9 protein-coding genes are annotated in these 13,566 nt (G+C 58.9%); 7 read left to right on the top strand and 2 right to left on the bottom strand.

All coding sequences use genetic code 11. The features are described from left to right. Nucleotides 1-55 precede the first annotated feature (55 nt). The 6 genes from I2I01_RS12515 (at nucleotide 56) to I2I01_RS12490 (ending at nucleotide 8,944) form a co-directional block, all read left to right on the top strand. A complete protein-coding gene (locus tag I2I01_RS12515; protein WP_196286827.1) occupies nucleotides 56-2,461 on the top strand; it encodes a 3-hydroxyacyl-CoA dehydrogenase/enoyl-CoA hydratase family protein in 2,406 nt (801 codons plus the stop codon). Between the two features lie 120 nt (nucleotides 2,462-2,581). Further along, the gene (locus I2I01_RS12510) at nucleotides 2,582-3,766 is read left to right on the top strand and encodes an acetyl-CoA C-acyltransferase (RefSeq protein WP_196286826.1); all 1,185 of its coding nucleotides are present in this window, start codon (nucleotides 2,582-2,584) and stop codon (nucleotides 3,764-3,766) included. A gap of 19 nt (nucleotides 3,767-3,785) precedes the next feature. Beyond that, on the top strand, nucleotides 3,786-4,175 hold the full coding sequence (locus tag I2I01_RS12505) for a 50S ribosome-binding protein YggL (protein WP_196286825.1): 390 nt from the start codon (nucleotides 3,786-3,788) through the stop codon (nucleotides 4,173-4,175). Between the two features lie 172 nt (nucleotides 4,176-4,347). Further along, nucleotides 4,348-6,138 carry an acyl-CoA dehydrogenase family protein gene (locus I2I01_RS12500; RefSeq protein ID WP_196286824.1) on the top strand — a complete coding sequence of 597 codons (1,791 nt, stop codon included), beginning with the start codon at nucleotides 4,348-4,350 and terminating at the stop codon, nucleotides 6,136-6,138. Nucleotides 6,139-6,373: 235 nt separating this feature from the next. Beyond that, a complete protein-coding gene (locus I2I01_RS12495; RefSeq protein WP_196286823.1) occupies nucleotides 6,374-7,561 on the top strand; it encodes a fibronectin type III domain-containing protein in 1,188 nt (395 codons plus the stop codon). Between the two features lie 198 nt (nucleotides 7,562-7,759). Further along, nucleotides 7,760-8,944, top strand: coding sequence for a fibronectin type III domain-containing protein (locus I2I01_RS12490; protein ID WP_196286822.1), 1,185 nt, complete (start codon nucleotides 7,760-7,762; stop codon nucleotides 8,942-8,944). Nucleotides 8,945-9,297: 353 nt separating this feature from the next. Here I2I01_RS12490 and I2I01_RS12485 read toward each other — a convergent pair whose 3' ends face one another. Further along, nucleotides 9,298-10,770, bottom strand: a complete 1,473-nt coding sequence (locus I2I01_RS12485) for a hypothetical protein (RefSeq protein WP_196286821.1) — start codon at nucleotides 10,768-10,770, stop codon at nucleotides 9,298-9,300. A gap of 326 nt (nucleotides 10,771-11,096) precedes the next feature. Between I2I01_RS12485 and I2I01_RS12480 the strand changes: the two genes are divergently transcribed. Continuing rightward, on the top strand, nucleotides 11,097-11,330 hold the full coding sequence (locus tag I2I01_RS12480; RefSeq protein WP_196286820.1) for a hypothetical protein: 234 nt from the start codon (nucleotides 11,097-11,099) through the stop codon (nucleotides 11,328-11,330). A 68-nt stretch (nucleotides 11,331-11,398) separates the two neighbouring features. Here I2I01_RS12480 and recG read toward each other — a convergent pair whose 3' ends face one another. Then, entirely contained in the window at nucleotides 11,399-13,498 is a 2,100-nt protein-coding gene (recG, locus tag I2I01_RS12475) for an ATP-dependent DNA helicase RecG (protein ID WP_196286819.1), read from the bottom strand. Nucleotides 13,499-13,566: the final 68 nt, after the last annotated feature.

Raw genomic sequence — 13,566 nt, 5'->3', positions numbered from 1 at the left:
GACGTTCTTTTTATTCATAACCCAACCCACCTCACCACCCCAAAAGAGAAAGAGGATGAATAGAACCATCAAGAAAGTGGCCGTGCTCGGCTCCGGCGTCATGGGCTCGCGCATTGCCTGCCACTTCGCCAACATCGGCGTGCAGGTGCTGCTGCTCGACATCGCGCCCAAGGAGCTGACGCCCGACGAAGAGAAAAAAGGCCTGAAGCTGGAAGCCCCGGCCGTGCGCAACCGCATTGTGAATGCCGCGCTACAGGCTGCAATCGTTGCCAACCCCTCGCCGCTCTACCGCAAGGCCGACGCCGCCAAAATCAAGACCGGCAACTTCGACGACAACCTCAAGGACATTGCCGGCTGCGACTGGACGATTGAGGTCGTAATCGAGCGCCTTGATATCAAAAAGAGTCTTTACGAGCGGGTGGAGCAGTTCCGCAAGAAGGGCACGCTCATCACCAGCAACACCTCGGGCATCCCGATTCACCTGCTGGCCGAGGGCCGCTCGGAGGATTTCAAGCAGCACTTCGCGGGCACGCACTTCTTCAACCCGCCGCGCTATCTGAAGCTGCTGGAAATAATCCCGACTGCCGACACCAAGCCGGACGTGCTGGATTTCCTGCAACATTACGGCGACCTGTACCTGGGCAAAACCGTAGTGCTGGCCAAGGACACGCCCGGCTTCATTGCTAACCGTGTAGGCGTGTGGGCCCTGCTTGACGCCATGCAAACCATGCAGAAGCTGGGTTTGACCGTGGAGGAAACCGACAAACTGACCGGCCCGGTGATTGGCCACGCGAAGTCGGCCACGCTGCGCACTTCCGACGTGGTGGGCCTGGACACGACCATCAACGTGGCCAACGGCCTGGCCCAGGGCCTGCCCAATGACGAGGCCAAGGACGTATTCGTACTGCCCGATTTCGTGCAGAAGATGGGCGAAAGCAAGTGGCTGGGCGACAAAACTGGTCAGGGCTTCTACAAGAAAGTGAAAGGGGAGGGCGGCAAGTCGGAAATCCACGCGCTGGACCTCAACACCCTGGAATACAAGCCGAGCCAGAAGGTGAAATTTGCCACGCTGGAAATGACCAAATCCATCGAGAAGCTGGCCGACCGGTTCAAGGTGCTGGTGGGCGGCAAGGATAAGGCCGGTGAGTTTTACCGCCTGAGCTTCGGCGGGCTGTTTGCCTACGTAAGCAACCGCGTACCGGAAATCTCGGACCAACTCTATAAGATTGATGACGCCCTGCGCGCCGGCTTCGGCTGGGAGCTGGGCCCGTTTGAAACCTGGGACGCGCTGGGCGTGCAGGCCGGCGTGGACCTCGCCAAAGCGGCCGGCCGCACCGTGGCCCCGTGGGTGGAAGAAATGCTGGCCGCGGGCAATTCGACCTTTTACAAGGTGGAAGACGGCGTGCGCAAGTTCTACGACCAGGCTTCCAAAACCTACCAGGCCATTCCGGGCGTGGAGAATTTCATCATTCTCGACAACCTGCGGGCCAGTGGCAAGGTGCTGTGGAAAAACGCCGGCGCGTCGGTTATCGACCTCGGCGACGGCATCCTGAACGTGGAGTTCCACTCCAAGATGAACTCGCTGGGCACCGACGTGATTCAGGGCCTGCTGAAGGGCGTGGAGATGGCCGAAGCTGGCTACCGCGGCCTTGTGGTGGGCAACGACGCGCCGAACTTCTCGGCCGGCGCCAACCTGGGCCTCGTGTACATGCAGGCGCTTGAGCAGGAGTTCGACGAGTTGAACCTGATGATTCAGCAGTTCCAGCAGGCCATGATGCGGATGCGTTACAGCAGCATCCCGGTGGTAGGCACCCCGCACGGCCTCACGCTGGGCGGCGGCTGTGAACTGAACCTGCACTGCGACCGTGTGGTAGCAGCCGCCGAATCCTACATTGGCCTCGTGGAGTTCGGCGTGGGCCTGATTCCCGGCGGCGGCGGCACCAAGGAAATGACCCTGCGCACGGCCGCTAAATACGAAGAAGGCGAGCCCGAATTCAACCTGCTGCGCAACACCTACATGACCATCAGCACGGCCAAGGTTTCGACCTCAGCCGCCGAGGCCATGGACTTGGGCTTCCTGCGCCGGGGCGACGAAATCGTGGTGAACTCGAACCGCGTCATCGCCCAGGCCAAAGCCGCCGCGCTGGAACTGGCCGACGCCGGCTACACCCAGCCCACCCAGAAAACCAACATCAAGGTACACGGCAAAGGCGCGCTGGCCATGTTCAAAACCGGCGTGTACGCCATGCAGCAGGGCAACTACATCTCGACCCACGACCAACTCATTGCCGACAAGTTGGCCTACGTGATGTGCGGCGGCGACCTGTCGTCGCCCACCGAAGTGAGCGAGCAGTACCTGCTGGATTTGGAGCGCGAGGCGTTCCTGAGCCTCTGCGGCGAGCGCAAGACGCTGGAACGGATTCAGTCAATTCTGACGACGGGCAAGCCGCTGCGTAACTAATTATTTGTCATGCTGACGAAGGAAGCATCTTATCACGGCAGCCTTTGTTAGCGGTTTAAACCTCAGTAGCGCAGGCGTGATAAGGTCCTTCGCTACGCTTAGGATGACAATCAACATACCATGTCTCAACAAGCATATATCGTAGCCGGCTACCGCACGGCCGTGGGCAAAGCCCCGCGCGGCGGCTTCCGCTTCACCCGGCCCGACGACCTCGCCGCGGCCGTTATCAAACACCTCGTGGCCGAAGTGCCCGCCCTCGACCCCACGCGCATTGACGACGTCATCGTGGGCAATGCGGTGCCGGAGGCCGAGCAGGGCCTGCAAATGGGCCGTCTGATTTCGCTGCTGGCCCTGCCCATCAACGTGCCCGGCCTCATCGTGAATCGCTACTGCGGCTCCGGCGTCGAAACCATTGCCATGGCCGTGGGCAAAATCTCGGCCGGCATGGCCGACTGCATCATCGCGGGCGGCACCGAGAGCATGAGCATGGTGCCCACCGTGGGCTGGAAAACCGTGCCCAACTACAAGCTGGCCATGCAGCACCCCGACTACTACATGGGCATGGGCCTCACCGCCGAAGCCGTGGCCAACGACTACAAAATCAGCCGCCAGGACCAAGACGAATTCTCCTACAACTCGCACCAGAAGGCCATCAAGGCTATCGAAGGCGGCAAGTTCAAGAAGCAAATCGTGCCCATCACGGTAGAGGAAACCTACCTCGACCAAGCCACCGGCAAGAAAAAAAACCGCTCCTACGTGGTGGATACCGACGAAGGTCCCCGTGCCGATACCTCGATTGAAGCCCTCGCCAAGCTGCGCCCCGTGTTTGCCGCCAACGGCACCGTAACCGCCGGCAATTCCTCCCAAACCTCCGACGGCGCCGCTTTCGTGCTGGTGATGTCGGAGCGCATGGTGAAGGAGCTGAACCTGGAGCCCGTGGCCCGCATGGTGAACTACGCCTCCGAAGGCGTGGACCCGCGCATTATGGGCATGGGCCCCATCAAGGCCGTGCCGAAAGTCCTCAAGCAAGCCGGCCTCAAGCTAGACGACATCGACCTGATTGAGCTGAACGAAGCCTTCGCCTCGCAGTCCATCGCCGTGGTGCGCGAGTTGGGCATTGACCCCGAGAAGCTAAACGTGAACGGCGGCGCCATTGCCCTGGGCCACCCGCTGGGCTGCTCCGGCGCCAAGCTCAGCATCCAGCTCTTCGACGAGCTGCGCGAGCGCGGCAAGAAGTACGGCATGGTTACGGCCTGCGTAGGCGGCGGCCAGGGCGTTGCCGGCATCTACGAACTGCTGAAGTAGCGCTGTCTTGTAACCTCAAATGGAATTCACTCAGGAACAGCTTAAAGCAGCCCGAATGGGTGAATTCCAAGAGCTTGCTTGGCACTTTCGAGTTGAGCTAAAGCCAGAACTGTCGACTCTGCAATGCCAGGTTTTCTTCAGTGACTTGATTGATTTCACTGAATCGAACAAACTGGGGTTGGGTGGAGAACCTAGTGATTTTTACTTGGTTTCGCTTTTGAATCGTAAAGCTGTTACAGCTACAGAGCAAAAGCTATTGACTGATTGGCTTCTTGCACGATTTGAAGTAAGCCAAATGACAATTGCAGAAACTGGATTAGAAGGTGGGCTCACAGATGCTTGGTTTATAATGATGCTCGTGTCTGCTGAAGGGATAACGACTCCATCCTTTCACCGATTCTTCTCCTAAGAACACATAATGTGCAAAAGAAAACCCCGCTCATTCGGGGTTTTCTTTTTATTAAATACTCGGCACGCCTAACATTTTTTCTTATCTTGCAACACTAAAACTGCCGGCCCGTTGTTTCTCAAAATAGTAGGCTAGCCTAATACTTTTCAACTTCACACCCACCCTCCCCGACATGGAAACCACGCAGCAAGCCAGCCTCAAGGGCGGCGAATTCATTATCAAGCCGACCGACGCGCAAACCGTTTTCACGCCGGCCGACTTCACCGAGGAGCAGAACTACATGCACCAAACCTGCCTCGACTTCGTGCAGGCCGAGGTGCAGCCGCTGCTCGACCGTCTCGACAACCACGAGGGGGGTCTCATGCGCGGCCTGATGGAGAAGGCCGGCCAGCTCGGCTTGTTCGGCGTGAGCATTCCGGAGCAGTATGGCGGGCTCGACATGGACTTCACCACGGCCCTGCGCGTGACTGAAGGCGTGGGCGGCGGCCACTCGTTCCCGGTGGCGTTTGCGGCGCACACGGGCATCGCCATGCTGCCCATTCTGTACTTCGGCAACGACGAGCAGAAGGCCAAGTACCTGCCCGGCCTCACCAGCGGCGAGCTAATGGGCGCCTACTGTCTCACCGAGCCCGGCTCGGGGTCTGACGCGCTGGGCGCGAAGACCAAGGCCGTACTGAATGCCGAAGGCACCCACTACGTGCTGAATGGCCAGAAAATGTGGATTACCAACGCTGGCTTTGCCGACGTGTTCATCGTGTTTGCCCAGATTGACGGTGACAAGTTCACCGGCTTCATCGTGGAGAAAAACACGCCCGGCTTGAGCCTCGGCAACGAGGAGCATAAGATGGGCATCAAGGGAAGCAGCACGCGTCAAGTATTCTTTGCCGATGCGCTAGTGCCCAAGGAGAACGTGCTGGGCGAGATTGGCAAAGGCCACCTCATCGCCTTCAACGTGCTGAACATCGGCCGCATCAAGCTGGCCGCTGCCTGCCTGGGCGCCACCAAAATGGCCTCCACGCTGAGCGTGAAGTACGCCAACGAGCGGGTGCAGTTCAAGCTGCCGATTTCGAAGTTCGGCGCCATCCGGCACAAGCTGGCCGAGCAGGCCATCCGCATCTACGCCGTTGAATCGGGCATCTACCGCGCCGGGGCCGACATCTACCGCATGGAGCAGCAGCTCATGGCCGAGGGCAAAGGCGCTAACGAGGCCCTGCTGGGCGCCGCCCGCGAGTTTGCCGTGGAGTGCGCCATCCTGAAAGTGGAAGGCTCGGAAGTACTTGACTACGTGACCGACGAAGGCGTGCAGATTTACGGCGGCTACGGCTTCTCGGCCGACTATCCCATGGACCGCGCCTACCGCGACTCGCGTATCAACCGCATTTTTGAGGGCACCAACGAAATCAACCGCCTGCTGGCCGTTGACATGATTCTGAAGAAGGGCCTGAAGGGCGAAATCGACCTGATGGGTCCGGCCCAGGCCGTGCAGCAGGAACTGATGAGCATCCCGAGCCTGAGCCAGGACGAAGAAACCGGCCTGTTCAGCAAGGAATACAAGACCATTGCCAACCTGAAAAAGGCAGTGCTGATGGTGGCCGGCTCGGCCGTGCAGAAGTTCACTGCCACCCTGGCCAAGGAGCAGGAGCTGCTGATGAATATCGCCGACATGGCCATTAAAACCTACATCGCCGAAAGCACCCTACTGCGTGTGGAGAAGGAAGCCGCTGCCAAAGGCGAAGAAGCCCTGGCCCTGCAAGCCGACATCGCCCGCGTGTACCTAGCCGACGCCGTGGACCTCGTGGAGAAAGCCGGCAAAGACGCCATCGGCAGCATGGCCGAGGGCGACGAGCAGCGCCTGCTGCTCATGGGCCTCAAGCGCTTCACCAAAACCGAACTCATCAACGTGAAGGAGTCGCGCCGCCGCATCGCTGCCAAGCTGATTGAGGCAAACGAGTACGCTTTCTAGACCACGGATTAGCTGCGCTGAACTTCGTTTCGTTCGGTTTTTTGGATTTTACGAATTTTGTAGCCGATTATAAAAGGCCGCTCCTGAGTGCAGGAGCGGCCTTTTTTCATAGATGTAAACGGCAAGAGCAGCCTTTGGCCATCTGAATTGGTCTAGAAAGAAAAATACAGTTTCCTGCTTGCCTGTTGGTTCGTCTTTTGCCCCATTGGGTTAACCCATATACCTAATCAATGCTATGAAAAACATCGGTACACTTCTTTGCTGGTTGATAACTGCCCTGCTGGGGACGCAACTCGCTGCTCAGGCTCAGTGCGGAACCGCGGTCAGTTACACCGGAATTCCGGTTTTCACAGCTACTTCGGCCACTTTTAGCTTTGCGCCCGTAGCGGGCGCTACCTCCTACACGGCGGAGTGCTATACCGCAGGCCGCTTCGGCCAAACATTTACCATTACTGGTTCTCCGGTAACATTTACCGACATGCTACCGGGTACCCGGTATACGGCCACCATTGTCGCACATTGCGGCAGTGGCAGTAGTTCGCCGATGGCTGCTTTTGGGTTTTCAACGCTTGGCCCGGTTGGCAATTGCGGCTACCTTGGCAACGTTAGTGCCTCCGCGCTTACGCCCACTTCCGCCACGCTTAACTTCACGCCGCTGCCAGGAATAAGCAGCTACCAGGTGTGGTACCACACGGCCGCGTCAGGAACCACGGCCTCTCCGAGCGTGATAGTTACCGGTTCGCCGGTGACGCTGACGGGGCTTTTGCCCGGCACGAGGTACTACTACGAAATAGCTGGAAACTGCGCAACGGGCGGCTTTACCCCGGTTTATTCTGGCAATTTTGGAACTACAAGCGTAAGCGTTTGTGGCACCGTAACCAATGTAACCGTAACTGCTACCAGCAGCTCAACAGCCACTGTAAACTATACGCCGGGCAATGGCAATACCCAATACAGCATCAGTTGGTCTGCGCCGGGCGATTCGACGCATCGAACTTACTCCAATGGGACTTCGGTCGTCCTGACCGGCTTGATTCCCGGCCGGACGTATACCGTGCAGGTGACCAGTACTTGCGGCTCCAGTGGCGGTACATATACTTACAGCGGCAACACCAATACCACGTTCAACTTTAGAGGTGTATTGGCCACGCAGCCCTCCCTGGGTGGGGGCACAATGGCCATCTACCCCAACCCGGTACATCACACCGCTACGCTTGTGTTGCCCGCGGTGGCTGGTGCGGAGCATGCGCAGGTCTTGCTCATCAACGCCCTTGGGCAGCCAGTGCGAACAACCAAAGTGCCGACAGCCCACGCCGGAGAAACCCGTGTGCAACTCCACTTGGATGGCATCGCGCCGGGCCTCTACACGGTGCAAATACTAGCGGGCAGTCAGTCTGCCAGCCAACGTTTGGTGGTCGAGTAAGTAGTGGAATAAGTAAAAGTAAAGGCCGCTCCTGATTTCAGGAGTGGCCCTTTTTCTGACTGTGTATTGGTAAAAGCATCTATATAAAATTTTTGAAAAATATAGAGTATTTGGAGAAGCTTTCCCTCGGCTCGTCTGGTCTGATAGAGAACAAGGCAGCGGCCCGGTTTTATTTTCCCATCTTTCCATTTCGTGTTTATGAAAACTTTTACTCTCTTCCTAGTGATGCTGGTAGCGGCGCTGGGCTGGCAGGCGCCAAGTGCGCAGGCGCAAACTTGTGCCCCACCCACCAACGTTGCGGTTTCCAACGTGACGAATACTGGCGCGGTGGTCAGCTTCATGCCTTCGGTTTCGGCTGTCAGCTACACGGTACGGTTTTTCTCCATCGACAGCACGGCGGCGGGCATCACCAGCATCAATACCACCACTTCGCCCGTGACGCTGACGGGGCTGGTGGCAGGGCGCTTGCACTGGGTATCGGTGATGAGCAACTGCGCGGGCGGCTACACCACAAGCTCGCCTTGGGTGCGGTTCCAGACGGCCGGCGGTACCCCCGCGGGCTGTGCCGCCCCAACGGGCTTGCGCATTGCGTCATTGACCACCACATCGGCTTCCATCGCCTTCACGGGCACGAGCAGCAGCTACCGCGTGGTGTACTACGCCGTGGGCGACAGCGTAAACGCCATCACGCAGACGGTGTCGGGCTCGCCTGCATCAATCAACGGCCTGCTGCCCAATACGTCTTACGCAGTGCGCATCTTCAGCAACTGCAACGGCGCCACTTCGACGCCGGCGCGCTTCACCTTCCGCACGCCGTCTTTGCCGGTTGTGTGCGGCGCGGTCAGCAACGTGGTAGTGACGGCCACCAGCGCCACCACAGCCTCGGTTAGCTTCACGTCCGGCGCCAACAACACCAGTTTCACCGTGACCTACTACGTGCCTGGCGACTCATCACGCTGGGTAATTTCTAACGCCTCACCCATTACTATCACTGGCCTCGTGCCCGGCCGCACCTATACTATTCAAGTCACGAGCACCTGCGGCACTGGCACCACCGTTAGCTACACGGCCGGGGCGCCCATCACCTATTCGTTTCGGGGCGTGCTGGGCGTGCTGTATGGCTTCGGCAGCGGTGCCGTGGAATTGTACCCTAACCCGGCCCACCGCGCCGCCAGCTTAGTGCTGCCGGCTGTACCTGGCGCTGCCCAGGCCCGCCTGCTGCTTCTAAATGGCTTGGGCCAACAGGTGCGCACCCTCACCGTGCCGCTGGTAGGCGCAGAAACCCATGCTTCGCTCGATTTGTCGGGCGTGGCGCCGGGCCTCTATACCCTGCGCGTGGCGGCGGGCAGCCAGGTAGTCAGCCAACGGCTGGCGGTTGAGTAAGCTGTAACGCACGAATGTAAAAAAGGCCATTCCTGACAGAGGAATGGCCTTTTTTATGAATGGTACTGATGCGTTATCCTACTCTTTTACCAGCTTTATGTGTTGGGTTTTGCCTCCCATTGGGAAGTGTAGCACATAGAACCTGCGGGGCAGCTGGGTGTGGCGACGGCCAGTTCTGGCGCATCAACAACGGTAGCCCTGCACCGCGGTGCTGTTAGCGCTGACACTCGGCACAAAGCCCACCGCCCGGAATTCGTGGCCACATCGATGTAGGGAGCGTTGCCGGAACCCGAAGCTGATTTTGTTACTGGGCTAACTAATTGAGTGGTGTGTTAATCAGTAAATTAATCGTGCTACTTGACCACAATTTTCTCCAGCTGCAGCGCGGCCGATTTTTTGCTCGGCCGGCTCACGCCCACAATGGTTTTCTCGCTTAGCCAGGCGGTGAAATCTTTCACGTAGGCCAGCTGCCGGTCATCGGCCACGTTCAGCTTGAGGCGTTCGGGCGCGCTCACCACGCCGGTTTGGGCATTCACCCGGCGCAGGTAGAGGTCTGATTTTTTGTCCAGCGTTTCCAGCGTGAGCAGCTGCACGGTGTTGCCAAACACCGCTGCCCGGTAGCCGATGCCGGTGTAGGCGTCCACGGCCGGGGCCACCTGGTCTTTGGCCACGAGGCTGTGCCAAGTGGGCGCACCAAATTCGTTGTAGCCAAACAGGTGCAGCTCGCGGGCGTGCACCGGCGTCTCGCTGCCGCCTTCCTCGTAGTGCTTTTCGGCCACCACCACCAGTTGCTTTTCGGCCGTGAGCAGCAAGTCGCCGAGGTACACATCGTCCAGCCGCTTCACATCCACGCCGCTGGCCTTGCTCACCTCGGCCAGGTAAGCCGGCGTGAAGCGGAACTCCGGCGAGAATTTCATGTCGCCGTTGCCGCTGAAATCGTACTTCACCACCTTCAGGCTGTAGTACTCGCCGGTTTGGTAGTCGGCGCACAGCGCGGCGGCGTAGAGGCTGCCATCGTTCAGCACCGTGAACTTAGTGTCGCGCACGGTCACGGCGCGGCCGCCAAACACGCCGCCCACCGGCACGCCCAGCACCTTCACTTCCTTGTTAGCGCCGGGCAGGTAGCGGCGCACGGTCAGCTTCTTCATGCCGTCGCTCACCAAGGTCACGTACTGTGTGCCGTCGTTGGCTACGTGCACGGCCGGCGAAAAAAAGTCGCCGATGTCGCGGAAATCGTAAGCTTTTTCTTCCAGCTGCAGCACGTTCTGGTCAAACAGCGTGGCCGCAATGCTCTTCACCTGTTGCCCGTAGGTGAGGTAGCGGAAAGCCAGCAGCCGGCTGCCGTCGGGCGAGATGGATACGCCGGGGCGCCGGTCGCGCGGGCTGGCGCTCATCACCACTTTGGCGGGGCTGCGCTGGCCGCTCTGCAGGTTCACGGCCACCACGGCCAGGTTCTGGCCGGCGTCGTCTTTGTGGTGCAACACCACCAGCGCTTGCTTGTCGCCCCTTCCGAAAGCTTCCAGTGTTTCGCCGGGCGATACCGGAATGGTCGTACTCCACTGCTTTTTCAGGTCGGCGTCGTAGCGCTCCACGGCGTAGCCGCCTGCGCTCTGGTGGGCCAGAATCACAAAGCCTGAGCCGTCGGCCAGGGGCAGGGTCTTGCGCGGCACCCGCATGTCGTAGCGGTCGGTACCCTGCTCGGGTAGGTAGCTAAACGGGGTCGACTTTACTTTTTGCGCCCAAGCCGGCGCGGCGGCCAGCGCCCAGCCCATGGTGCCCAACAGGCATACCCGCCGCAGTAGTATTTTTGCGTGTGATTGAATCATAAATAAAAAATTTAGCTTCACTGGCCAGTCAAAAGTAGCCATTCCACTCGTTCTTAGCCCTATTTCCCACGATTTGCCCCTCATACGTAAGGTGGCGATAAGAAAAAGTTAGCCGAACCATAACACTATTTCCGTCACCCTCGTACAGGGGAGCCGTTTACTTTGTGCTGGTCGATTGGTCTTAAGCGAAGGCCCTTTTCCAGTGCTTCTCTACCCTCATTTTTGCTTTTGGCTCCCAATCGGCTGGGCCATAAAGTTTTGGTGTACTGCTGCAATAAAACGTGGTACTTCATTATCTTTGAATCCGGCCGTTATATATAGATATTATGAAATCACTTCTCAAGTTCTCGCTCTTATCGGCCCTCATCATTGGCGGTAAGTTTGCTAAAACGACTCTACCCGCCACGGCCGCTCAATCCAACACGTTCCAGGGCCACACTGATACTTCGGTTGTATTGGTGCACCAAGTGCTTACTTCCGAACCTGTGAAACCAACCCAGGAGCAGACCCCGCCGCAACGCCAGCAGAGCGGCAGCGGCCTGATAACCGAGTTGTTCTAATCGGAACATTCCAACGACTTTAACCAAGTCGTTTTTTTTTGGCCTACTCCCGTTAAGAAATATCTTCTTTAGCTGATTCGGCTCCAATTCACGGCCGTAGCCGGTAAGCTCTCAATGTGCCGCCGGATGTTGGCATTTTCGGGATGGGTCAGGTTCGGGTCTTCGGCCAGCAGGGCCTGGGCGGCAGCCCGGCTTTCGCTCAGAATGCGGCCGTCTTTGGCCAGGTCGGCAATCAGCAGGTCGAGTACGCCGCTTTGCTGGGTGCCCATCAGGTCGCCCGGGCCGCGCAGCTTCAGGTCGATGTCGGCAATTTCGAAGCCGTTGTTGGTGCGTACCATCGTTTCAAGGCGAGTGCGGGCATCCTTACTGAGCTTGAAGCCCGTCATCAGGATGCAGTAGCTCTGGTCGGCGCCGCGGCCCACGCGCCCGCGCAGCTGGTGCAGCTGCGAGAGCCCAAACCGCTCAGCCGATTCTATCACCATCACCGAGGCGTTGGGCACGTTCACGCCCACCTCAATCACGGTAGTGGCCACCATTATCTGCGTCTCGCGCTTGAGGAAGCGCTGCATCTCGTAGTCCTTTTCCTCGGCCTTCATGCGCCCGTGCACGATGCTGATTTGCATCTCTGGAAAGGCCCGTGCCACGCTCTCGTAGCCGTCGGTCAGGTCCTTATAGTCCATCGTTTCCGACTCCTCAATCAGCGGGTACACGATGTACACCTGCCGCCCAATCTTCACCTGGTCTCGGATAAACTCGAACACTTTCAAGCGGTTGGCATCGAAGCGGTGCACCGTCACGATGGGCTTGCGGCCGGCCGGCAGCTCGTCAATCACGCTCACGTCCAAGTCGCCATACAAGGTCATGGCCAGCGTGCGCGGAATGGGCGTGGCCGTCATCACCAGCACGTGCGGGATGACGTGCGGGTTTTTCTGCCACAGCTTCGAGCGTTGCGCCACCCCAAAGCGGTGCTGCTCGTCCATGATGGTGAGGCCCAGGTTGCGGAACTGCACCACGTCTTCCAGTAGGGCGTGGGTGCCCACCAGCATGTGCATGGTGCCGTTGCGCAGTTCTTCGTGCAGCACGCGGCGCTCGGCAGGGCGGGTGCTGCCCGTGAGTTTGCCAATCTTGATGCCCAGCGCATCGGCGTACACCTTCAGGCCCACGTAGTGTTGGTCGGCCAGAATTTCGGTGGGCGCCATCAGGCAGCTTTGCGCCCCGTTGTCGGCCGCCATCAGCATTGAGATAAAAGCCACGATGGTTTTGCCCGAACCCACGTCGCCCTGTAACAGCCGGTTCATCTGCTTGCCCGCGCAGAAGTCCTTGTAAATGTCGTGTATAACCCGCTTCTGCGCGCCGGTCAGGTCGAAGGTGAGGTGGTTTTTGTAGAAGTCGACCAACGTGGGCACTTCCTTGAAAATCTGCCCGGCCAGCGTCACCTTGCGCTGGTCGCGCTGCCGCAGCAGCTTGAGCTGCACAAAAAACAGCTCCTCGAACTTCAGCCGGAACTTGGCCGCTGCCAGCAGCTCGGGGCTCTGCGGAAAGTGTATCTGCTGCAGGGCCTGCGCCTTGGGCATCAGTCCGTAATGCTCAATCAGGGCCGGCGACAATGACTCCTGAATGTGCGGCTGCGCCAGTTTCAGCAGCTCCGCCACCATCCGCATAATGGCCTTGCTGTCGATGCGGTGGTAGTTCTTAAGCTTCTCCGACGTGTTATAAACCGGCTGCAAAAAGCTCTGGCCAGGCTTGTTCTCGCTCACCTCCTCCAGCTCCGGGTGCGCCATCTGTGGCCGGCCGTTGAACATCGTGGGCTTGCCGAAAACAATGTACTCCTGGTTGTTTTTGGCCACCTGCTGCACCCACTTAATGCCTTTGAACCATACCAGTTCAAGCTCGCCGGTGCCGTCGCCCACCTTGGCCGTCAGGCGCTGCTTGGGACCTTCGCCCACCAGTTCCTTGCCGCGCAGCACGCCGCGCACCTGCACATAGGAGAGGTCATCGTGGAGGTCGGCCACCTTGTACACCTGCGTCCGGTCAAGGTACCGAAAGGGGTAGCGCTGAATCAGGTCCCCGTAAGTAAACAGGTTCAGCTCTTTGCCCAGCAGCTGCGCCCGCTGCAGGCTGCCCACCGAGCGCAAAAACTCCAGCCGGGTGTTAAAAAAATTACTCATTGATTAGCTACAAGCCGTCAGCTACAAGCTGCAAGCTTTCGGCTGGATAGTTATGGGGATAAGCTTGC

The organism is Hymenobacter properus (assembly GCF_015694735.1).
In the GTDB taxonomy this organism is placed as follows: Bacteria; Bacteroidota; Bacteroidia; order Cytophagales; family Hymenobacteraceae; genus Hymenobacter; species Hymenobacter properus.
This window is presented reverse-complemented; position numbering and strand designations above follow the sequence as displayed.

Excerpts from the sequence above, each read along its gene's own strand:
- I2I01_RS12515 (WP_196286827.1), top strand. The coding sequence starts at position 56 with ATGAATAGAACCATCAAGAAAGTGGCCGTGCTCGGCTCCGGCGTCATG.
- I2I01_RS12510 (WP_196286826.1), top strand. The coding sequence starts at position 2,582 with ATGTCTCAACAAGCATATATCGTAGCCGGCTACCGCACGGCCGTGGGC.
- I2I01_RS12505 (WP_196286825.1), top strand. The coding sequence starts at position 3,786 with ATGGAATTCACTCAGGAACAGCTTAAAGCAGCCCGAATGGGTGAATTC.
- I2I01_RS12500 (WP_196286824.1), top strand. The coding sequence starts at position 4,348 with ATGGAAACCACGCAGCAAGCCAGCCTCAAGGGCGGCGAATTCATTATC.
- I2I01_RS12495 (WP_196286823.1), top strand. The coding sequence starts at position 6,374 with ATGAAAAACATCGGTACACTTCTTTGCTGGTTGATAACTGCCCTGCTG.
- I2I01_RS12490 (WP_196286822.1), top strand. The coding sequence starts at position 7,760 with ATGAAAACTTTTACTCTCTTCCTAGTGATGCTGGTAGCGGCGCTGGGC.
- I2I01_RS12485 (WP_196286821.1), bottom strand. The coding sequence starts at position 10,770 with ATGATTCAATCACACGCAAAAATACTACTGCGGCGGGTATGCCTGTTG.
- I2I01_RS12480 (WP_196286820.1), top strand. The coding sequence starts at position 11,097 with ATGAAATCACTTCTCAAGTTCTCGCTCTTATCGGCCCTCATCATTGGC.
- recG (WP_196286819.1), bottom strand. The coding sequence starts at position 13,498 with ATGAGTAATTTTTTTAACACCCGGCTGGAGTTTTTGCGCTCGGTGGGC.